We start from the raw sequence: 21,432 nt of genomic DNA on the forward strand, positions 1-21,432 counted from the left end.
TTTATCTAGTAATTTGGTATGTTTCAGTCTTGATGATTTCTTCTTCTCCATCAGGACTGATTGATGTTTGAGTCTTTACTCTAAATAATTTATTGTTTTTATTGACAATTTCTTCTTTTTCTATAAAAACTCTTTCTTTTTTAGTGTAAAGATCGCTTCTTTTCCTAACTTCTTCCTTTGTGGTGTATTTTTTATTTAAATTAACCACCTAATAAAGGATTTGAGTTTCCAGAGCCTGTAGTTTTATATTTTTTAACCACTATACCTTTTTTATTAAATTCAAAAACTGTACTTTCATCTTTATCAAATCCAGGAAGAGAAGAAATTCTAGTAAAATCGTAATACCATACCTCTTTATTACCCAAACTTGTTTTTCTTACAGGATAACCTATAATTTTTTCCACATCTTCTTGCGTACTCTTTCCTATAACAATAGAATTTAATTTATCTTGATTAACTTCCAAACCTTTTTGGTAACAAGCGCTTAAAATAAAAGCTAAAACAATATATAATAAATACTTCATTGATTCCCCTTATCTTGTTCTTTTAAAATTTTTGCAATTTTTTTATCTGTTTTATATTGATTAAGAGCGTATACAGCCCAAACCATAGCAGGTATCCAGCCAATAAGAGTGATTTGCAAAATAAAACATATAATTGCGGAAAAAGGTTTTCCTATAGTAAAAAAACCGAGCCAAGGTAACAAAATACAAATGATTAGTCTCATTCTTTCTCCTTAAATTAAATTCAAAAAATTATAACCCCCCCCCCTATTAATTTATACTGAAATTAAAAAAATATTAGATATAAAATTATTCTCATATGAATTACTTAATAATAAATTAGATTTCTCAGTGAATTTTTAGTATAAAATTTGATGAATTGATTTATTAAATAATGAAATTAAAATGATGTTAAATATTTAAATAACACTTCTGCATTGATATAAAAATTTTAAATTATTTTTAAAATAAATTTTATATTTTAAAGGAAATTTTTATAATTATCGAATTAGGTTAGAAAATTTCTAACCTAAAAAATATTAATGCAAGCTTTCTATATAAGCCATAGCACTAAGTGCAGCTATAGCACCATCTCCTGCAGCACAAATGACTTGCTTAGGAGCATCTTTTCTCAAATCTCCTGCAGCAAAAAGTCCTGAGACATTGGTTTGCATTTTAAGATCAACACTTACTTGGCCACCTTCTTCCATAGCACATAAAAATTGACCATTATCTTGCTTTAAAATTTCATTTCTTACATTTAAACCAACAAAAGTAAAAATTCCTGGAACTTTTAAATCTCTAATATTGCCATCTTTTAATTTTACTTTTACTCCACTTACTCCCATTTTATCACCATAAACCTCATCAATACTTGCACTAGTAATCAATTCGATTTTCTCATTTTTCTTAACTTTTTCAACTGTTGAGGGAGCAGCTCTAAATTCATCTCTACGATGGATAAGATAGACTTTAGAGCAGATATTAGCAAGATATAAAGATTCTTCTAATGCTGTATCACCACCACCTAAAACCGCAACTTCTTTATTTTTGTAGAAAAATCCATCGCACGTTGCGCAAGTACTCACTCCTTTTCCAAAAAATTCATCTTCCCCTTTAAAACCAGCTCTTTTAGGAGCTGATCCTGTACAAACAATTACAGCTTTTGCTGCTTGTGTTTTTCCACCTTCTAATTTAATCATAAAAGTTTTATCATTATTTTGCAAAATTTGCTCTACACCAACCATTTCATGTTTAAGTCCAAAACGCATACATTGTTCATTCCAAGGAGCCATAAAAGAAATCCCATCCATAACTTGTGCCACGCCTGGATAATTTTCAATTTCGGAACTTGAAGTGATTTGCCCTCCTGGCATACCTTTTTCAAACATCACTACATTTTTTAAACCGCCACGAGTCGCGTAAAGACCGGCACTAAGACCAGCAGGACCTCCACCTATAATTGCTAAATCTAACATATAATTTCCTTTTGTTTTTATTTTTTATCAGTAATAATATAAAAATTACTCTTAATAGTAGATAATAAAAATTATTATTTAGTATAAATTTGAAAAAAAGCTAGCATATACTAGCTTTTTAGGATTAAAGTAGTGAATTAAGTTTATCGGTAATAGCTTGTTTTGACTGTGCGCCTACAAGTTGATCTACAACCTCTCCATTTTTAAAAAATATCAAAGTAGGAATTGATCTTACTCCGTATTCTGCTGCTAAATCGCCTTGTTCATCTGTATTGATTTTACAAATTTTTGCTTTTCCATCAAAATCATTTGCAAGCTCATCAATCACAGGAGCAAGCATTCTGCAAGGACCGCACCAAGGAGCCCAAAAGTCAACTAAAGCAACACCTTCTTTTACTTGTGAAAAATTTTCAGAAGTTAATTCTATATACTTTCCCATTTTCTTCCTTTCGTATTTTTATCTAATTTTAATTTATTTTTTTAAATATCAGCTTAAAAACTAATATTTTGAATAAATTCTATTATATTATCCTTAATACAAATTAGATCAACTTGAAAATCATGATTTAATCTTTTTTTCAAGAGATAAACTTCAATAGTTTTGATAATTTTTTGATATTTGTTATAATTAAAACGTTCATAAATATTATAATTATTTTGAGTGAATTTAACTTCTATAAAATGTAATATATCATCTTTTATAGCAATAATATCAATTTCGCCAAATTTGGAGTGAAAATTTCTTTCTAAAATAGTAAAATTGTGTTTTTTTAAAAAAACACAAGCCCTATCTTCTCCTTTGATACCATCAAGATAAGCTTGTAATCCCATTTACTCTTCTATGCGCATCATAAAAGGTTTATCTTTAATAAAGTCTTGTTTTTCCAATATTTCAAGCAAAGCTTTGATGCTTTTTTCATAAGTAAAATGCGTAGTAAAAAATAAAGTTGCATGATTTTCATCTTTTTTAGATTTTTGTAAAAAACTATCTATCGAAATTAAATTTTTAGACATAAGCTGCGTGATTTCAGACAATACACCTATTCTATCTTCAACTTTAATTCTTAAATAATATTTTGTATAAATTTCATCTTGTTTCAAAAGTTTAAATTCAATATTTTTTCTAAAACCTAACATAGGTGATTTAAGGTTTTCTTTTGCAATATCAATAAGATCTGAAATGACTGCACTTGCAGTTGCCATTCCACCAGCTCCAGCTCCATAGTACAAACTTTCTCCTAGCAAATCTCCTTCGATAGAAACTGCATTCATCACTCCATCTACTTTTGAAAGAATTTTATCTTTGCTGATCATGGTAGGATGAATTCTTAACTCCACACAAGAATCTTTTAACTTAGCAATGCCTAAAAGTTTAATTGTAAAATCAAACTCTTTAGCAAAATACATATCTTCAGATCTTATATTTTCAATACCTTCTATTAAAATATCTTCTGGCTTAGCATCAAGATGATAAGCGATGCTGGCTAAGATTAAAAGTTTATGAGCTGCGTCTTTACCTTGTATGTCAAAACTTGGATCTGATTCAGCATATCCTAATTCCTGAGCTTTTTTTAAGGCATTATTAAAATCCATTCCTTGTTGCATACAAGTTAAAATATAATTGCAAGTTCCATTTAGAATACCTTTTATACTTATAATATTATTAGCACTCAAACCCTCTTTTAAAACTTTAATAATCGGAATACCCCCAGCCACACTAGCTTCATATCCAAAAGCTAAATTTTTAGCCAAATTTTCAAGCTCGTAACGATGATAAGCTAATAAAGCTTTATTAGCCGTTACAACGCTTTTTCCTTTTTTTAAAATTTCACTTATAAATTCAAAAGGTTTATCAATTCCGCCCATAAGTTCAACAAAGACATCGATATCATCTCGGTTTAAAATTTCATTGAAATCTGTTGTTACTGGAATTAAAGCATTGTTTTTTGGAGTTTTTGCTAGGGCAATTACAGGAATAATATCCTGCCCGCATCTTGCCTTAATGATTTTTTGATTTTCCAATAAAGTTTTAACAACTGCACTACCTACAGTTCCATAACCTAAAATCGCGACTTTCATTATCACTCTTTAAGATATTTTTTTATATTTCTAGCAGCTTGGCGTATGCGATTTTCATTTTCTATTAAAGCAATACGCACATAATCATCACCTGCTTCTCCAAAACCAACCCCTGGACTAACAGCTACATTAGCTTCTTGCAAAAGTTGCTTTGAAAATTCTAAACTTTTTAAATGAGCTTTTTGGGGTGGAAGTTTAGCCCAAATAAACATACTTGCATTAGGTTTTGACAAATTCCAGCCTATATTAGAAAAAGATTCGATTAAAACCTGCATTCTTTTTTCATAATTTAATCTGATATTTTCAACACAACTTTGATCAGAATTTAACGCAACCGTTGCTGCTACTTGTATAGGAGTATACATCCCATAATCAAACCAAGATTTAATTTTTTTCAAAGCACTGATCAAACGCTTATTTCCTACGACAAATCCAACTCTCCAACCGGCCATATTATAAGATTTTGAAAGCGTGTAAGTTTCCACAGCTACATTCTTAGCGTCATCAATTTCTAAAATTGAAGGAGTTTTGTAAGAATTGTATGTTAAATCAGCATAGGCAATATCTGAAATAATATAAAATCTTTCTTTTTTTGCAATTTGAACTAATCTTTCATAAAAACTTTTTTCACAAGTTACCGTTGTGGGATTATGTGGAAAATTCACAACTAAATACTTAGGCTTTGGAACGCTTTCTTGTAAGGTTGTGTTTAAAATTTGAAAGAATTTATCCTCATCTAATTCAAATTGATCATTATAAGCTAAAGGCATTTTAACCACATTGCCTCCAGCTATAATAAAAGCTTGAGTGTGTATAGGATAAGCAGGAGTTGGGACTATAGCTACATCGCCTGGATTAATCACTGCTCTAGCAAGATTAACAAATCCTTCTTTAGAGCCCATAGTAGCAACAACTTCACTTTCAGGATCAAGACTAACATTATATTTTCTTTTATACCAATCACAAATTGCTAATCTTAATTTAAAAATTCCAATAGAAGCAGAATATCCTGATGTTTTATCTTTATTAGCACTTTCGCATAATTTATCAATAATATGCTGTGGGGTTTTTCCATCTGGATTTCCCATAGAAAAATCGATAATATCTTTCCCTAAACGTCTTGCACTCATTTTTATTGCATTAACTTCAGCAAAAACATAATTAGGCAATCTTTCTATGGTATTAAAACGAATTTCATCAAACATTTTTTTCCTTTATTTCTTCAAAAGCACTTTTAAACCTCTGCGGATATTATCTAAACTATACATATCGCTCACTATAACATAAACCGATCCACTTGGGATGAATTCTTCAAAATGGTTATTTTGTTCATTATTTTTTATGCTTTTAATCAAATTAAGATTTTTATCCAAAAATAATACTTTAGGAAACCAAAAGTCAGAATCACTTGCATCTATAATCAGTTTAGAGGCATTTTTGGTTGTGAAAATATAATCTTTAAGAGGTCTTTCCAAAATGGTTAAAGAATTTAAAGAGATATTGACATTAGTATCTAGTTTTGCATTATCAAAATTTAAATCGTATTGATAAAAATAAGGCCCTATTTGTTTAATATTGTCTATATAAACTGAATTTTTTTTCAATAATTTATATAAGGTTTCTGGATCTAATATATATTGAGAATCAACCTGCACTGTATAATCAATATTTCCCTCATGTAAAATTAATTCTGTAGGGATAAAATAAACATATCCGCTTTCAATCAAAGCATCAAATAAAATTTTAAAAAAAACAACTGAATCAGCTTTAGCTCTAAAATTTAATTTTAAAGTTTGAGAATTTGATAAATTTAAATTAAGTAAAGAATTAATTTTTAAAACTCTTGAAATTTTAGCAATATCTAAATTTCCCTTATCATCTAAACAAGAGGAATTTGTAAATAAAAGTTTAAGTTGAGAATTTTTACTGGCATCATTGACTAAATTTTGAGCTAATTCTAAACTTGAAACCGCAAAAGCTACTTGCGTAAAAAAGAAAAAAAGAAAGACGATCCTTACCATTCTCTACCTTTATTAAGCTTCATAAATTCACTCAAAGAGATACTTTTAATTTTTCCATCTTTAATCAAGAAGCGCTTAGGGCTTCCCATTGGAAATTGATGTTCTTTGTTATTTTCATCGATAACACTTAAAGCAGAAGGGCCTGTTAAAATTAACTGATCAGTGTCTAAAGGAAGAGTAAAATCTTCACTTTTTACGAAACTTGTTTTTTTATATTTTTGCAACTCAATAATGCCAATCCAAGTTTTAGTAGAAATTTTAAAATGAGCATTTTTATTAGCACTTTCTAGTGGGATATCTTGCTCTTTATATTCGGCATCTTCAGTGGTTTGATTGTTTTGTATTGTTGTGTTTTCATCCACTTCTTGAGTTATATTTTGCTCTTGTGTTTGAGCATCTTGAATATTGGGTATAATCCCAGCACTTGTATTTTCATCTGATTTTTCTTTAGCTTTATTATCGATTACAATAACATTGCTTTCTAAAGACTTTAAATTGCTTTGTGCTTTTCCTATGATATCTACAACTGCTAAACTAGAATTATTTTGTTCGTTTTTAAAGAAAATCTTAATCGTGTCAAAATAATAAATCCCTAAAGCCAAAATAATAGCCACAATACAAAGCATAATCAAAACAATAAAATTGGTTGATTTTTGATGATAAACATCAAGCTTTGGGGTTGTAATTTTTATATTATTATTTTTAACTGAATTTAAATTATTTTCATTCAAATAAGCTTCATATTCTTCATTAAAATCAGTAAAATCAAGATCGTATTCTCGACTCAAAATTTTTACAAAACCTTTTACATTAAAACGGTGTAAAGTTGAAAAATCTTTTTTAATTAGAGCATTTAAAAAATCAATTTCAATTTGTGTTTTGCTCATAACTTCTTTTAAATTTAAATCTTCAATTTTTTTCCAATTAAGCATTTATCATCCTATCGCAAAGTATTGCAAAAGCTGCACTGACATTAAGACTATCAAAACCATGTTTCATTTCTATGCCCACACATTCATCGCATTTATTTATTATTTTTTGACTCAATCCTAAACCCTCGCTTCCTAAAATGAGAGCTTTCTTACTTTTTTCAAATTTAAAATCATGAATTTCTTTCCCCCCATTTGCACTGGCAAAAATTTTAAATCCCACCTGTTTTAACTCATTTATAACCGATAAAATATCACGACTTAAAACGATATCAAGATCTAAAGCCGCACCGCTACTTGTGCGTATCACCCCTTCCATATTTAATCTTTCTCCGATAAAAACAATTCCACCAGCTCCTAAAGCATATGCAGTTCTTGCTATAGATCCTATATTTCCAACATCACTAATACCACAAAGTATAGCTATAAAATCACTTTTTTTTAAAGAATTTAATTCTTTAAATTGATACTCTTCAATATCAAGCAAAAAACCTTGATGATTTCCGCCTCTAGCATAAGCTTGAGCTGTTTTAAAATCAAGTTTTTTAATTTTAAATCCAAAATTTGCAATCTTTTTAAAATCTTCTTTATCACATTCTTTAGCCAAATAAAGTTCTTTAACCAAATCTTTGTGATGTTTTAAAATGTAAAAAAATATTTGCTTTCCATAAACTATCATGACTTTGATTCTATCTAATTTTGACTTAAAAGCAGTTTTGCGTAAATTTCTTTTGGATTTTTTCCATTGATTTTTGCTAGAAGTTTACTTTTAGCCTTTAAAGGAATATCAAGTTCCAAAATATCACTTTCTAATAAAGAATTATAGTCTAATTTATGATAATTTTTTGAAATGACAAGTACCCATTCTCCATTTAAATTTGCTTGTTTTAATTTATCAAAAACTTCTTTAGCCGTGCCTTTAAATTTGGTTTCAAATTTTTTAGAAATTTCTTTTATTGCAAAAATTTCGCGATTTTCATCTATAAGTAAAATTTGCTCTACTAAAGATAAAATTCGCTTAGGTGACTCATAAACAATGCTCGCATAAGGATGATTTAAAGCTCTTTGGATATCTTTTATACGCTCTTTGCCTTTATTGGCTAAAAAACCTATAAAAACAAATTCTTTTTCACTTAAAGCTGAACTTACAAGAGCAACTAAAGCTGCATTTGCACCTGGCAAAACTTCAAATTCAATGCCATTTTTTAAAGCAAAATCAGCCAAAGTATATCCTGGATCACTAATACCTGGCATACCCGCATCGCTTAAAAAAGCTACATTTTGAGAAAAAAATTCTGGATTTAGATTCTTTAAAATTTCCTTTTCATTATGGGTATGAAAAGCAATCATTTTTTTAGTTTTAAAATCAATCTGAAATTTATGAGAAAGTGATAAAAGTAGAGACTTGCTTACTCTTGTATCTTCACAAAAGAAAATTTCACAAGTCTTTAAAAGCTCTAAGGCTCTAAAAGATATATCGCCTAAATTTCCTATCGGAGTAGGAATAAAATAGAGCATAATTATTGCATTGCGTATTTTTTCTTAAATTTCTCTACACGACCCGCAGCATCAACTATTTTTTCACTTCCTGTAAAAAAAGGATGACAACTTGAACAAATATCCACTCTTAATTCATTTTTATTAGACTTAGTTACAAAAGTATTGCCACAAGCACAACTAACTTTACATTCTACATATTCTGGATGAATTTCTTTTTTCATAACTTTTCCTTAAAAATAAAACAATAAACGGTGATTATAGTAAATATAATATAAAAAATAGATTAATTTAAGTAAATTTTAAAGAAGCATTTTCGAGGCAATCGATATAATGGCAGTTTGACTTTTAAGAATATTTGGAGCTTTTAATCCAATTTTTTCTTTAAAAAAATATTTTTCACTTTGACTAAATCCTCCTTCAGGACCTACAAAATAAATTTTATTCAAATCAAATTCTTTAATTTCTCCGTCAAAATCAACCAAAACCGCTTCTGGAAATCTTTCATAAAAATCTTTTATATGATTATAAATTTGTATTTTCATTTTGCTTTCTCTTCCACATTGCTCACAAGATGCGATGATAATTTTTTCAAAACGACTTAAATCTATTTTGAAATTTCTTTGCGAAAAATCAGTGAAAACAAGATGTAAGGTTTCAACCCCAAGTTCATTTAAAAAGGGGAGGGTTTTTTCTAAAATTTTAATATCTATCACAGCTAAAGCTAAATTTAAAGTAGAATTTTTGTGCGTTGTTTTATTTTCCTTACTTAAAAAATGCAACTCACAAGAATGACGCTCTAAATTAGAAATTTTATAAACATATGTAAATTTATCCTCTAAATTTCTTAGAGTTAATATTTCATTTTCTTTAACTCTTCTAGCTTTCAGATGAGAAAATTCCTCACCCTTTAATTTTAAAATTTCCTCACCAGCTTTTTGATGATATAAAAATTGCATTTTATAAATATTTCTTTAAAACAAAAGGTAAAAATAACAATAAGATTTCACAAAATAAAATCAAAAAACTCATCCATCTAAAAGCGATATAACGTCTTATTTTACGAGCTTTTTTAAACTGTGCAAAATGAAAAATTGCCAAAGCTAAAATTAAAATCCAAGATGCAATCATTAGCCAAAAATGCAAATTCATTTGAAATTTTCTCATGGCTAAAAGCAAAAGGCCTGTAAAAAGCATAAAAGCTAAAAAAGTATTATATATAGGTAAAAACAATCGAATTCTACGGATAAAAATAAATTCTGTTTTAAAATTACCTTGAGTTAAAATCAAGTAAAAAAACATCAAAAAACCACTCGCATACAAACTATAAAGATGCAAGGCTAGAAAAAAATGATAACTTTGTTCCATGATTATTTTACCTTAATGATATATTTTGCTAAATTATCGCTTTGTTCTTTTGTTAAAAAAGCATGAGAATCATCTTTTAATTTTTGAATTTTAAAAGTCCAATTCTCAAAACTTAAATTTCTAATAGCTGTACTTTTTTTAGGCTTTAATTCCCCTTTTTCTCCATGGCAACTAGCGCATTTTTGTTTATATAAAGAACCTATAACGCTAGAATTTGCATTATAGGATGTATTAAAATTATCTGATTCATCATCCACAGGCAAAGGTAAATTTGTATCACTTAATTGTGTTGATTCATCGCTTTTTTCCAGCTCAACTTTATCTTCTGTAGAATTTTGTTTTTTAGAATTTAACTCATCATTATCACTGCAAGCACTGATCGATAAAACAATAAAAAAACTTATCAAAATAGTTAAAATTTTGCCCATTAGATCTCCTTAGGATTTGTAAAAATATGCGAATTTTTTAATTTATCATAAAAATCTATATCATTCCATTCTGCTTTAATGGCTGGTGAAAATTCAATATCATCAAGAGAAATTTTTGGCAAAATATCTGAATAAGCATCGTCTTTAAAAGCTTGAGCGTAACCTGTTCTTGTTTCATGAACTATAATACTTTGCAAATTCACACCTTGTTCCCCATTAACCATCTTTGTTTGTTTAAGTAAAGCATCAATAAGTATAAAAAACACGCGACAAAAATTTTCCGCACTCACATTAACAGGCAAAGTGATCCATCTTTGAGAATATTTTTTCATTTCTTGTAAATAAGATTGATCATCTTGATTAAAAAGCGTAATAGCATGATCAAAACTATCAATAATCTGGCGTATATAAGTTTTTAAAAGCCCAAAATCATAAACCATTCCTGCATTATCTAAATATCGACTTTCAAGCAAAACTTCAACCTTGTAAGAATGTCCATGTATGCTACTTTTACAACGTTTTGAAGAACAAAATCTAACAATATGGGCGTTTTCAAATTCAAATAATTTTCTAATAATCATACACTCTCTTTATCATTCCATAAACGAATATGAATTCTATCAGAATAATTATATCCATTCTTAATGCAAAATTCAGCAATTTTTTTTGCATTTTTGTCTAAATTAACCCGATTTTCCCCCATAGGCATACAAAAAACTTCATTAGGAGCTTCTTTTAAAATTTCTAAAATTTCTTTCAAAGAGTTTTTTAGCGTATTTGCATTTAATACAAATTTATAAAAACTATCTTTAGCATTATTTTTAAATGATTTAAGAGCTTTAAAATTCAAACGCTTATTACGATCTACTCCACTATTTTCTAATTTAACACTTAAGGCAAAAATACATTCTTTATAAAAAGGATATTTTGAAAAATCAATCTCTATGCTACCATTACTTTCAAAGTGAATTTCAAAATTCGCTTTTAATAAAGATTTGATCAAAGCAATAAATTCAGAATTTTGATGATGGATCAAAGGCTCTCCGCCGGTAATTACAACTATAGGATTAAATTTATCTTTAAGTTTTATTATTTGATTAAAAATTTCATCTGTATTTAGATTTTTATATTTTTCTTTAAATTCTTGAGTAAAAACAGCCCTTATGGTATCACAACCTTTAAGAATTTTTCCATCTTTTTTGATTTCAACCCCAAAACCACTGCAATTAAAATTACAGCCCACAAAACGGATAAAAATAGCTAATTTTCCGCTATATTTCCCTTCCCCTTGCACGCTTAAAAAAGTCTCAACAATTTGCAATTTTAACCCCCAGTTTGGTAAAAAGCACGTAGCGAGGTTTCATTATCCACAACGCCCCATTTATTTTTTTCAGGCTTATTACGCAATACTTCTTGTAAAATTTCTACAGCAGCTTTTACATCACCTTTTCTAATCGCTTCTTTAATGCTTAAAGCTTCATCAAAATAAAGACAAGGTATTAAATGCCCTTCAGCACTAAGACGGATACGATTACAAGAATCGCAAAATTCATGACTATGTGGATCAATGATCCCAAATTTATAGCCATTAGCACTATAAAGACTCACTGGGGCTTTTTCCGCCTTTTTGATAAGTTTTACATCGTATTTTTGGCTTAAAATTTGGATAATCTCATCTCTTTTTAAACCTTGCAATTTTCCATAAGCGTGGGTATTTTCCATAAATTCTATAAAACGAATTTGTATATTTTTAGCTTTAGCAAATTCTAAAAGAGTTATAAGTTCATCGTCATTTAAATTTTTAAGTGCAACAGTATTTAATTTAACTTTTAATCCAACATTTAAAGCTTCCTCAATTCCAGCTAAAACACTTGATAAAACGTCTTTTTGTGCTAATTGTTTCGCCTTTTTTTCATCTAAGGTATCCAGTGAAACATTTAAACGTTTTAAGCCCGCATTTTTAAGATCTTTAGCAAAGTCTTTTAATAAAAATCCATTCGTTGTAATAGCTAAATCAAGCTCTTTTTTATAATCATGAATCATTTTAATAAAAATACTTAAATCTTTGCGTAATAAAGGCTCGCCTCCGGTAATGCGAATTTTTTCAATTCCTTCATCAATAGCTGCTTTTACGAATAAAAAAAGTTCTTCAAAACTCAATAAATTTTCTTTAGGTTGGTGATTAAACGGAATTTTTGGCATACAATAAAGACAACGAAAATTACATCGCTGAGTTACTGAAATTCTAAGATAATCAATTTTTCTACCAAATTGGTCAATTAGCATTAAAACCCCTAATGTTATTTTATAAGCTGTTTAAATTTTAAAACAAGCTCAACATTTCCAATTCCTATCCTTAAGTCTTTGGCGATTTGCTCTATGGTTTTTCCTTCTTTAAACAGATCAATAATTTTTTGTTCTTCTGTATCATAATTTGGAGTAAGCTTAGTCATACTTTGCGCTTTTTGCTCTAAATTTAAAAGACGATTTTGCTGTTCATTTTGAAAATCCTCTATGATATGCTCCATCGTTTTAAGAGTTCTTAAAACAGGAGTAATTTTAGCACTGATTTGTTTTTCAAACTCAATTTGCATTTCTTCTTTTAAAAGTGTTATTTTATAGTCTTCTTCATCATTTTCATCTTCTTCTTTTATCCCAAGCTCTTTACGAAAATAATGCATTTCTTTAGTTATATCCTCAATCACTCCTTGAAGCTTTGCAAGTTTTGTATTGTTTTCTCTTTCTTTGATATTAATATAAGCTAACATTGCAACTAAAAGCACAAATACAAAAACTAAATAAATCGCATCATTACTCATGTTCTAGCTCCTTTTTATTTCTAATCATATCTCTTTGCACCTCAACAACAAACGCATCAAATGCGGTTTTATCTTCAGGCTTAATCTTAATAATTTGTGCTAAGGTTTGACTTTTAGCTTTTGCAAAAAGCGCCATTTTTTGATTATTAAGGCTAAACCTTATGTAGTATTCTTGGTTAATTTCTAAAATATTTTCTAAAAAATTAAGATGTTCAAAATTTAAAGATCCTACGATAGCTTTTTGTTTTAAAGGTATAAGTTCTTCATCTTTATTTATAGCGCTTTCTACCCTTAAAATATCTTCTTTTAAGCTTAAAATTAAATCAAAAATTATCTTTTCTCCATCGCTAAAATCAATACGAGTAGCCATTTTTTTCCATTTTGAAAGCTGTGAAATGGCTCCGAGTTTAAGATATTCTTGTAAAAAATGATTATCCTTTATCTTGCAATTTTCCAAATCAACTTCAAATCCAGCTTTAAATAATTTTAATTCCATAATAAATCAACCAAAATAAAAATAAAAAATATCATACTCAAATAGCCATTTAAAGTAAAAAATGCTCTATCAATACGATCAAAATTATTATGAACAATTTTATGTTCAAAAAGCAAAATTACACCACAAACGCATACACCAAACAATGAAATATATCCTAAAGCTACACCCCAAACTTGCCAAACAAAAAGCAACCAAAATAATACAGCTAAAACATGAAAAAAGGCAGAAATCAGCAAAGTTGCTTTAGCACCAAATTGAGCGGGAATCGAAAAAAGTCCCGTTTTTTTATCATAATCCATATCTTGCAAAGAATAAAGCAAATCAAATCCGGCAGTCCAAAAAGTAACCCCTAAACATAAAATAACACTATAAATATGAATTTCACCCATCACAATAACACTTCCAGCTATAGGAGCCAAACCTAAACAAAATCCTAAAACCAAATGTACCAAAGAACTAAAACGCTTAAAAGCAGAATAAATTGCCAAAACAAAAAGCACTGGAAAAGAAAGATAAAAAGCCAAAGGATTGATAAAATAAGAACAAAGCACAAAAATCAAAGCATTTAAAATAATAAATATCCAAATACTTTTCTTACCAATTTTTCCACTTATATTAGGACGATTAGCGCAACGTGGATTATCTTTATCTATATCTTCATCCATTAAGCGATTACTTGCCATCGCAAAATTTCTAGCACTTATAGCACAAATAATACCCAAAATCAAAGCCTTAAAACCAAACCAGACTGTATCATTTGCAAGCTTTGAACCTACAATCATCGATGAAAACAAAAAAGGCAAGGCAAAAATAGAATGCTTAAATACAATAAGTTCTAAAATATCTTTAAATTTTGTCCAAAATAAATTCATTTTTCCGCTTTAAAAATTTTTGCTATGATTTTACTCAAATTTTAATAAATTTTAGGATAAATTCATTTTATGTTTTTTGAAATAGCTATTATCGGAACAACTGCAAGCGGAAAAACTCATCTAGCTAATTTATTAGCCAAAAATTTTAATGCAGTTATTTTAAGCCTTGATAGTCTTTGTGTGTATAAAGAAATCAATATCGCAAGCGCTAAACCTTCCAAAGAAGAACTTGAAAATTTTCATTATTTTGGTATAGATTTAATCAGTGTTGATAAGCATTTTAATGTGGAGTTATTTATCAAAGAATACCAAAAGGCTAAAGAATTTGCCAAATTAAGAAATTTACCTTTAATTATAACAGGCGGAACTGGATTTTACTTAAAAACCATGATGGATGGTTTAAGTCAAAAAATAGAAGAAATAAAAACTGATCTAAGTAATGATGAAATTTACTCTTTAATGAGTAAAATTGATCCTGATTTTAAAGTGGCAAAAAATGACACTTATCGTTTGAAAAAATGGTTGAGTATTTATGAGATTACAAAAGAAATTCCTAGTATTTTTTTAAAGCAAACACAAAAAAAGGGGGTTTTAAAAAATATAGAAATTTATGAAATCGTTTGGGAGCGTAATTTGCTAAGAGATCGCATAAAAATGAGGACTAAAAAAATGCTTGAAGAAGGTCTTTTAGAAGAAGCTAAAAAGCTTTTTTCTCAATTTCATCGCGACACTAAAGCTTTAAATTGCATAGGTTTAAAAGAGTGTAAAGAATATTTAGATGAAAAAATTTCTTTTAATGAACTTGAAAATTTAATCACAACGCACACCGCACAACTTGCCAAACGACAAAGAACATTTAATAAAAAATTTCAAAGCGTGGCTTTAAATTTTGATGAAGCTTTTGAAATCTTAAAACAAAAATTCACGCATTAAAAAATAAATGCTCGATTAAAATTTTTACACCCAAAATAATCAAAACAGCCCCTCCTAAAAATTCGGCTTTATTTTTTAAAAAAACTCCAAATTTATTACCTATTTTCAAAGCTAAAATGCAAAACATAAAAGTGATACAACCAATAAATAAAACCGCTACAAACAAAGGAGTCTCTAAAAATGCAAAACCAACTCCAACCGCTAAAGCATCAATGCTAGTTGCAATAGCTAAAGAAAACATGATCTTAAAATCAAACTGATTAGCATGAATATCACATTCTTCATTTTCAAGCGCTTCTTTGATCATTTTTAACCCGATAAAACCAAGTAAAATAAATGCTATCCAATGATCAATACTTGCCACAAAAGATGCGAAACTTAAACCGATGATATATCCAAAAACAGGCATTAAAGCTTGAAAGCCACCAAAATAAACACCTACAATACAATAATGTTTTAAATTTAATCTCTTAACACTAAAACCCTTACATAAAGAAACTGCAAAAGCATCCATTGCTAAAGCACATGAAAGAAAAACGAGGCTCAAATAATCCATAAAAACTCCAAAAATAAAATAAAATTATAATCAAAAAATATTAATTTTTTTATAGATAAAAATAATTTTAATGGATATTTAAGAATTAAAAATATATAATTTCGCTTTATTAATTTTCAAAAAATATACAAAAGGCCCATTCGTCTAGCGGTTAGGACATCGCCCTTTCACGGCGGTAACACGAGTTCGAGTCTCGTATGGGTCACCACCATAAATCTTTCAAAAATCAATCTAAAAAATATTTTTTATAAAAAGCTTATTTAAATTACTTTATTTTATGATTTTTTATGCTACAATTTTTTACCAAAAATAAAAAAGGAGAAAATATGTTTGAATTAAGAAAACTACCTTATGATATCAATGCTTTTGGCGATTTTTTAAGTACTGAAACATTTAATTATCATTATGGAAAGCATCATAATACCTATGTAACTAATTTAAATAATCTTATTAAAGATACAGAATTTGCTAACAAAGATCTTGTAAGCATTATCAAATCATCAAATGGTGGAATTTTTAACAATGCGGCTCAAGTTTATAATCATGATTTTTATTTTGATTGCATCACTCCAAATGCCTGTGAGGCAAAAGGGGATTTAAAAGCAGCCTTAGAAAAAGAATTTGGTTCTTTAGAGAATTTTAAAGCTGAATTTATTAAAGGAGCTACAGGTCTTTTTGGATCTGGATGGTTTTGGCTTGTTTATAACAGCAAAAATCAAAAATTAGAATTAATCGCAACTTCAAATGCGGCTACTCCTATCACTGAAGATAAAATTCCTTTACTTGTAGTGGATGTTTGGGAACATGCTTACTATGTAGATCATCGCAATGCTCGTCCTGCTTATTTGGAAAAATTCTATGCTCATATCAATTGGGATTTTGTATCAAAAGCTTATGAGTGGGCTTTAAAAGAAGGAATTAACTCGATAAGCTTTTACGCTAATGAACTTCATCCAGTAAAATAACTCTATTCCGCTTTATGCGGAATAGTTAAAATTTAAAATTCCATTCTCCTTTATCCGTTTTTACTTGAACTTCTAACAATTTACCACATCCAGTTATAGGGATATAGTCCCAGACTTGTCCATATTTCAATACTTTATTAATTTTAACTTTGCCTTGATCTAAAATACCCCCAACTTTGCATTTTCCACGATTAGGGACTATATCGGTAATTTTCACAGAATCCACCAAAGAAGTAATTTTTAAAAATTTTGATTTTGAATGAAATAATGGATTATATTATTCAAAAGATTCAATTTGAATAGGAGGTTCTCCACTTCCACAACCTAAAATAAATAATACTAAAACTAACATTACTAGTTTTTTCATAAAAACTTCCTTTCTAATTTAATCTATTATAATAGAATGAAAAAAAATTATAAAACAAATATACTTAAAAATCTATAATAATAGATTAAAGGTAAAAAGTTGTTTTATAATTTTACTCAAGATGAAATCGAACAATTTCATAGAAATGTAGCTAAGAATGTTGCGAGAATTAGAAAAGAAAAAGGTTTGTCTCAATTAGAACTTAGTTTAGAAATAGGTTATAAATCTTGTTCTTTGGTGGGTGGAGCTGAATCTGGATATAATAATATCCATTTTAATTTAGAACATTTATACAAAATATCAAAAGTATTACAAGTTGAAATTTCTGATTTTTTTCAAAATATTGAAATCTAAATATTAAATTTTATTTTTTAATTTTTTATATAATATTATACTTTACATCTAAACACAAAGGAGAAATTATGGATAATTCTTTATCTGCTTACACTCAAAAATATGAAAAAGAAGGTTATGGGTTACAATACCCTGATGGTCATGTTATAAGGTTTTATGAAAGAATTTTAAAATACAAACTCAATAAAACAAGTGGAAATTTGCTAGACTTTGGTTGTGGCAATGGCGTGCATTCTAAATATCTTCAAGATATTACTGGGGGGGGGTATAAAGCTTATGGCTTAGATATAGTTCCTAGTTTAAAAGAAATTTGGGAAAGAGATCCTAAATTAAATTCTAATAATTTTCATGTTATTGCTCCAAATTCAAGCATAAAAAATCTTTTTAATGTAAAAATGGATTTGATTTTAGCTAATCAAAGTCTTTATTATCTTCCTTTTGAAAGTTTTAAACAAACCATTCAAGAATTATATGATATTTCCAATGAGGGCGCCATTATCTTCGCAACTATGATGAGTGAGAAAGGGTATAGCATGTACGAAAGAGGAGAGGCTATGGAAAATGGCTTATGCGAAGTCAAAGGATGTCCGAGCGGTCGATTAAGTGGTTCTTCTTTTATTCGCTTTACCAAAGATATTGAAGAACTAAAAGAAGATTTTAAACCTTTCAAGCCTTTATTTTGGGGTGATTACGAGCTTATTAATCTTTATAATTTTGAAGGTAGTGTGCAACATTTTATCTATATAGGGCAAAAGTAAGTGTTTTACACTTACTCTCCTAAATTTGGTGTCATTTCGATGATTTTCCAAGGAAGCCCACTAGAATTAAGTTCATCCATAAAAGGCTTAGCATCAAATTCTTCCATATTAAACACACCTTGACCTTGCCAAATTCCTTTAGCAATTAGCTTAGTTCCTATCATCGCAGGAACTCCTGTAGTATAACTTACCGCTTGTGCTCCAGTTTCTTTGTAGCATTCTTCATGATTGCAAACATTATAAATATAAATTTGCTTATCCTTACCATCTTTAATCCCGCGTATAACACAACCTATATTCGTATAACCCTTAGTTCTTGGTCCCAAGCTTGCAGGATCTGGCAATAAAGTCTTTAAAAATTCAATCGGAATAATTTCTCTTCCTTGATGTATGACAGGTTTAATTCCAAGCATTCCAACATTTTTAAGGCATTTCATGTGGATAAGATAACTTTGACCAAAAGTCATAAAGAACCGAATTCTTTTAAGTCCTCTGATATTTTTAACTAAACTTTCAAGCTCTTCATGATAAAGCAAATAGCTATCTTTAACTCCAACCTCTGGATAATCCCATTCCATCTTTATTTGCATCGGTTCTGTTTCTATCCATTGCCCATTTTCCCAGTAACGCCCTTTAGCTGAAACTTCGCGTAAGTTAATTTCTGGATTAAAATTAGTTGCAAAAGCATAACCATGATCACCCGCATTGCAATCTAAAATATCAATATAATGAATTTCATCAAATAAATTTTGCTGAGCATAAGCGCAAAAAACATTAGTCACCCCTGGATCAAATCCACTTCCTAAAAGTCCTAAAATTCCAGCTTCTTTGAATTTTTCATTTCTGGCCCATTGCTCTTTGTATTCAAATTTAGCTAAATCAGGGTGTTCATAATTTGCCGTATCTATATAATGAATTCCTGTCTTTATGCAAGCATCCATTAAGCTTAAATCTTGATAAGGTAAAGCAACATTAAGCAAAATTTGCGCCCCTGTTTTTTTGATAAGCTCTACAACCGCATCACTATTATCAGCATCAATTTGTGCAGTCTCAATTTGCACTCCCAAACGCTCTTTAATAAAAGCGGCAATTTCATCACATTTGCTTTTAGTTCTACTGGCTAAAGTGATTTTAGAAAAAGTATCAGAATTCATTGCGCATTTTACAGTAGCTACGCGACTAACACCTCCTGCGCCTATGATTAAAAGATTTTTCATTTATACTCCTTTAATTGAATATCAAATAATTTTTCTACTTCACTAAAAAACCATTTTTTTCTATCTTTCATTGCATTTTCATCCCAATATAATATTTCTTTTTTTTCGTAACTATTTACAATCATTTGAGTAATCAAAAAAGAACTTTGCTTTTTATCTTTTCCTTCGCCTTTATAAATTTCTATTTTTTTCTCAAATGATTTGTTGCTAGCATCTACATTTTTTTTATGTTTTAATAATGTCAAATTACCGCAACTATTTAAATAGTTATCAACAGTCTCTTTGCTTATATTAGAATAAAACTTCTCATAAGCTTTTGGTAATATATGTTCTATATTAGCTTGTTCTAAATCAATAAATTCTCTTTCTTTACTATCATCCTGATTGTATTCTATAAGAATCAGTAAAGGTTTAATCCATTTATTACGATTATATATATCTTTGCTTAATAAATTTTCTAACACTTTTTTTTCTACTTCATCTTTATTAAATTTTTGCTTTAAAACATCATTGACTTCTGATATATCTTTTTTATCTTTAATCATTTGTATTAATTGGAAAGATGTTTGTTTTATTTTTGGTAAAGTATATCCAGCAATCCAATACAGATAATAAAATTTTCTAAGTAAATATAGTAATTCAACGTGATAGTTATATTTAATATGTAAAGAGGTCATAATAACAGCCATTGGATGAACTTTCCATGGCAAATACCGAAAGGAATTAACAAGCTTATCATTATTATAAAATAAATCTTTCATATATTTATCACAAAAATCACTAAATTCATTAATAACCTCTTTAGAAGTTTTATTTTTAAATTGATTTTCCAATTCAGTATGTAACGATTCCTTAGGATTGCTATTTAATAGAAAATATGCAAATAAAGTGAACATATATTCCATATCTGAATAACCTTCCGTGTTTGATAGTTGAGTTTCATTCTTTTGCCATTTAATAATAAAAGCATTTTCTTCATTTTTAGCATATTGTAGATCATCTTTATTTTCTTCATAAATTTTATTTATTAAAAAACTTTTAATTAAATCTAATTGGGTTAAGTCAAGTCCTCTGTCATTAATTGTTTGAAATAATTTAACAGCAGTATTTAAATTACTACAAACAATTTTAATTAGCAATACTTTATTAAATAAATAATTAATAAATCCGTCCATTTCTTCATATGACTCATTATATAAGTTGTTTAATTTTTCACGAAGTATTACTGCTGTATTTTGATATTTAAATTTTGAATCATCCAGATCAATTTCTTTTTTACTAGGTTTTTTAAAAAGTTTTATACTGTTATTTTTTACACTATCATTATTGTTTAAAAATAAAGAATCAAATTCGTTTTTATATTGTGCATTTTGCGAAAATTTTAATCTTTGAAAACAATTATTAATATATATACATTGTTCAACTCTTTGTATATTAATATCATTTGGATTTTTATATTCTTTATTAATATCTCTAAAACAATCCCTTAAAACGCAAAACAATATCATTAATGTAGTAATTCTTTGTTGCCCATCAACTACCTCATAATAACTATCATTTGATTGTTTTGTGACAACTATAGATCCTAAAAAATAATTTTCATTCTCATCATTTTTACTATTTTTATATGCTTCATATATATCATCAAATAATTGTTCGACTTGTTCATCTTCCCATTTATACGGTCTTTGATAATTTGGTATTTCATAAATATTATTGCTACTAAATATATCTATAATGGATTTACTTTCAACTTCAAATTCTTTCATGAATAATTTACCTTTCATAT

30 protein-coding genes and 1 tRNA gene are annotated in these 21,432 nt (G+C 28.4%); 5 read left to right on the top strand and 26 right to left on the bottom strand.

Features of this window, described 5'->3' with window-relative positions:
• Window position 1 precedes the first annotated feature (1 nt).
• The 22 genes from H2277_RS03200 to mqnP form a co-directional block, all read right to left on the bottom strand.
• Window positions 2-208 carry a hypothetical protein gene (locus H2277_RS03200; RefSeq protein WP_337200939.1) on the bottom strand — a complete coding sequence of 69 codons (207 nt, stop codon included), beginning with the start codon at window positions 206-208 and terminating at the stop codon, window positions 2-4.
• Window positions 201-524, bottom strand: coding sequence for an outer membrane protein assembly factor BamE (bamE, locus tag H2277_RS03205; RefSeq protein ID WP_337200940.1), 324 nt, complete (start codon window positions 522-524; stop codon window positions 201-203). Before bamE ends, H2277_RS03200 begins: the two co-directional genes overlap by 8 nt.
• A complete protein-coding gene (locus H2277_RS03210) occupies window positions 521-727 on the bottom strand; it encodes a YqaE/Pmp3 family membrane protein (protein WP_337195876.1) in 207 nt (68 codons plus the stop codon). Before H2277_RS03210 ends, bamE begins: the two co-directional genes overlap by 4 nt.
• A 315-nt stretch (window positions 728-1,042) precedes the next feature.
• Window positions 1,043-1,981: a thioredoxin-disulfide reductase gene (gene trxB, locus H2277_RS03215; protein ID WP_337200941.1), complete on the bottom strand. Its 939-nt coding sequence runs from the start codon at window positions 1,979-1,981 to the stop codon at window positions 1,043-1,045.
• 124 nt (window positions 1,982-2,105) lie between these two features.
• Window positions 2,106-2,420, bottom strand: a complete 315-nt coding sequence (gene trxA, locus H2277_RS03220; RefSeq protein WP_137624056.1) for a thioredoxin — start codon at window positions 2,418-2,420, stop codon at window positions 2,106-2,108.
• A 53-nt stretch (window positions 2,421-2,473) separates the two neighbouring features.
• On the bottom strand, window positions 2,474-2,812 hold the full coding sequence (locus H2277_RS03225; protein ID WP_337200942.1) for a YraN family protein: 339 nt from the start codon (window positions 2,810-2,812) through the stop codon (window positions 2,474-2,476).
• A complete protein-coding gene (locus H2277_RS03230; RefSeq protein ID WP_337200943.1) occupies window positions 2,813-4,060 on the bottom strand; it encodes a homoserine dehydrogenase in 1,248 nt (415 codons plus the stop codon).
• A gap of 2 nt (window positions 4,061-4,062) precedes the next feature.
• The gene (locus H2277_RS03235) at window positions 4,063-5,265 is read right to left on the bottom strand and encodes an LL-diaminopimelate aminotransferase (RefSeq protein ID WP_337200944.1); all 1,203 of its coding nucleotides are present in this window, start codon (window positions 5,263-5,265) and stop codon (window positions 4,063-4,065) included.
• Between the two features lie 9 nt (window positions 5,266-5,274).
• Window positions 5,275-6,081: a hypothetical protein gene (locus H2277_RS03240; protein ID WP_337200945.1), complete on the bottom strand. Its 807-nt coding sequence runs from the start codon at window positions 6,079-6,081 to the stop codon at window positions 5,275-5,277.
• Window positions 6,075-7,013 (bottom strand): hypothetical protein, encoded by a 939-nt coding sequence (locus tag H2277_RS03245; protein ID WP_337200946.1) that lies wholly within the window; start codon window positions 7,011-7,013, stop codon window positions 6,075-6,077. Before H2277_RS03245 ends, H2277_RS03240 begins: the two co-directional genes overlap by 7 nt.
• A complete protein-coding gene (locus H2277_RS03250; protein WP_337200947.1) occupies window positions 7,006-7,689 on the bottom strand; it encodes an RNA methyltransferase in 684 nt (227 codons plus the stop codon). The genes H2277_RS03245 and H2277_RS03250 overlap by 8 nt, the downstream gene beginning before the upstream one ends.
• 14 nt (window positions 7,690-7,703) lie before the next feature.
• On the bottom strand, window positions 7,704-8,528 hold the full coding sequence (rsmI, locus tag H2277_RS03255) for a 16S rRNA (cytidine(1402)-2'-O)-methyltransferase (protein WP_337200948.1): 825 nt from the start codon (window positions 8,526-8,528) through the stop codon (window positions 7,704-7,706).
• A gap of 2 nt (window positions 8,529-8,530) precedes the next feature.
• On the bottom strand, window positions 8,531-8,731 hold the full coding sequence (gene rpmE, locus H2277_RS03260; protein ID WP_137624064.1) for a 50S ribosomal protein L31: 201 nt from the start codon (window positions 8,729-8,731) through the stop codon (window positions 8,531-8,533).
• A 78-nt stretch (window positions 8,732-8,809) separates the two neighbouring features.
• On the bottom strand, window positions 8,810-9,466 hold the full coding sequence (locus H2277_RS03265) for a 16S rRNA (uracil(1498)-N(3))-methyltransferase (protein WP_337200949.1): 657 nt from the start codon (window positions 9,464-9,466) through the stop codon (window positions 8,810-8,812).
• Between the two features lies 1 nt (window position 9,467).
• Entirely contained in the window at window positions 9,468-9,875 is a 408-nt protein-coding gene (locus H2277_RS03270) for a hypothetical protein (protein WP_337200950.1), read from the bottom strand.
• Window positions 9,876-9,877: 2 nt separating this feature from the next.
• Window positions 9,878-10,303, bottom strand: coding sequence for a c-type cytochrome (locus tag H2277_RS03275; RefSeq protein ID WP_337200951.1), 426 nt, complete (start codon window positions 10,301-10,303; stop codon window positions 9,878-9,880).
• Complete coding sequence (locus tag H2277_RS03280; RefSeq protein ID WP_137624068.1) at window positions 10,303-10,884, bottom strand: 6-carboxytetrahydropterin synthase; 582 nt, start codon at window positions 10,882-10,884, stop codon at window positions 10,303-10,305. The genes H2277_RS03275 and H2277_RS03280 overlap by 1 nt, the downstream gene beginning before the upstream one ends.
• Window positions 10,881-11,624, bottom strand: coding sequence for a 7-carboxy-7-deazaguanine synthase QueE (locus tag H2277_RS03285; RefSeq protein WP_337200952.1), 744 nt, complete (start codon window positions 11,622-11,624; stop codon window positions 10,881-10,883). Before H2277_RS03285 ends, H2277_RS03280 begins: the two co-directional genes overlap by 4 nt.
• A gap of 2 nt (window positions 11,625-11,626) precedes the next feature.
• Entirely contained in the window at window positions 11,627-12,589 is a 963-nt protein-coding gene (moaA, locus tag H2277_RS03290; protein WP_337200953.1) for a GTP 3',8-cyclase MoaA, read from the bottom strand.
• A gap of 14 nt (window positions 12,590-12,603) precedes the next feature.
• Window positions 12,604-13,122, bottom strand: coding sequence for a DUF6115 domain-containing protein (locus H2277_RS03295; protein WP_337200954.1), 519 nt, complete (start codon window positions 13,120-13,122; stop codon window positions 12,604-12,606).
• Window positions 13,115-13,618, bottom strand: a complete 504-nt coding sequence (locus tag H2277_RS03300) for a hypothetical protein (RefSeq protein ID WP_337200955.1) — start codon at window positions 13,616-13,618, stop codon at window positions 13,115-13,117. The genes H2277_RS03295 and H2277_RS03300 overlap by 8 nt, the downstream gene beginning before the upstream one ends.
• Window positions 13,609-14,493 carry a menaquinone biosynthesis prenyltransferase MqnP gene (mqnP, locus tag H2277_RS03305; RefSeq protein ID WP_337200956.1) on the bottom strand — a complete coding sequence of 295 codons (885 nt, stop codon included), beginning with the start codon at window positions 14,491-14,493 and terminating at the stop codon, window positions 13,609-13,611. The genes H2277_RS03300 and mqnP overlap by 10 nt, the downstream gene beginning before the upstream one ends.
• A 69-nt stretch (window positions 14,494-14,562) precedes the next feature.
• Between mqnP and miaA the strand changes: the two genes are divergently transcribed.
• Window positions 14,563-15,426 (top strand): tRNA (adenosine(37)-N6)-dimethylallyltransferase MiaA, encoded by an 864-nt coding sequence (gene miaA, locus H2277_RS03310; protein ID WP_337200957.1) that lies wholly within the window; start codon window positions 14,563-14,565, stop codon window positions 15,424-15,426.
• Here miaA and H2277_RS03315 read toward each other — a convergent pair.
• Entirely contained in the window at window positions 15,416-15,982 is a 567-nt protein-coding gene (locus tag H2277_RS03315) for a manganese efflux pump MntP family protein (RefSeq protein ID WP_337200958.1), read from the bottom strand. The genes miaA and H2277_RS03315 overlap by 11 nt on opposite strands.
• A gap of 133 nt (window positions 15,983-16,115) precedes the next feature.
• Here H2277_RS03315 and H2277_RS03320 point away from each other — a divergent pair.
• A tRNA-Glu gene (locus H2277_RS03320) sits at window positions 16,116-16,190 on the top strand.
• Between the two features lie 118 nt (window positions 16,191-16,308).
• The gene (gene sodB / locus H2277_RS03325; protein WP_337200959.1) at window positions 16,309-16,947 is read left to right on the top strand and encodes a superoxide dismutase [Fe]; all 639 of its coding nucleotides are present in this window, start codon (window positions 16,309-16,311) and stop codon (window positions 16,945-16,947) included.
• A 25-nt stretch (window positions 16,948-16,972) separates the two neighbouring features.
• Here the strand turns inward: sodB and H2277_RS03330 are convergent, their stop codons facing one another.
• Window positions 16,973-17,164, bottom strand: a complete 192-nt coding sequence (locus H2277_RS03330; RefSeq protein ID WP_337200960.1) for a hypothetical protein — start codon at window positions 17,162-17,164, stop codon at window positions 16,973-16,975.
• A 249-nt stretch (window positions 17,165-17,413) separates the two neighbouring features.
• Between H2277_RS03330 and H2277_RS03335 the strand changes: the two genes are divergently transcribed.
• Both H2277_RS03335 and H2277_RS03340 read left to right on the top strand, forming a co-directional pair.
• Window positions 17,414-17,668 (top strand): helix-turn-helix transcriptional regulator, encoded by a 255-nt coding sequence (locus tag H2277_RS03335; RefSeq protein WP_337200961.1) that lies wholly within the window; start codon window positions 17,414-17,416, stop codon window positions 17,666-17,668.
• 68 nt (window positions 17,669-17,736) lie between these two features.
• Window positions 17,737-18,426 (top strand): methyltransferase domain-containing protein, encoded by a 690-nt coding sequence (locus tag H2277_RS03340; protein WP_337200962.1) that lies wholly within the window; start codon window positions 17,737-17,739, stop codon window positions 18,424-18,426.
• Window positions 18,427-18,437: 11 nt separating this feature from the next.
• Here H2277_RS03340 and H2277_RS03345 read toward each other — a convergent pair whose 3' ends face one another.
• Window positions 18,438-19,643: a saccharopine dehydrogenase family protein gene (locus tag H2277_RS03345; RefSeq protein ID WP_337200963.1), complete on the bottom strand. Its 1,206-nt coding sequence runs from the start codon at window positions 19,641-19,643 to the stop codon at window positions 18,438-18,440.
• Complete coding sequence (locus H2277_RS03350) at window positions 19,640-21,412, bottom strand: DUF262 domain-containing HNH endonuclease family protein (protein WP_337200964.1); 1,773 nt, start codon at window positions 21,410-21,412, stop codon at window positions 19,640-19,642. Before H2277_RS03350 ends, H2277_RS03345 begins: the two co-directional genes overlap by 4 nt.
• Window positions 21,413-21,432: the final 20 nt, after the last annotated feature.

Origin of the sequence: Campylobacter sp. W0014, assembly GCF_020135975.1 — a bacterium.
In the GTDB taxonomy this organism is placed as follows: Bacteria; Campylobacterota; Campylobacteria; order Campylobacterales; family Campylobacteraceae; genus Campylobacter_D.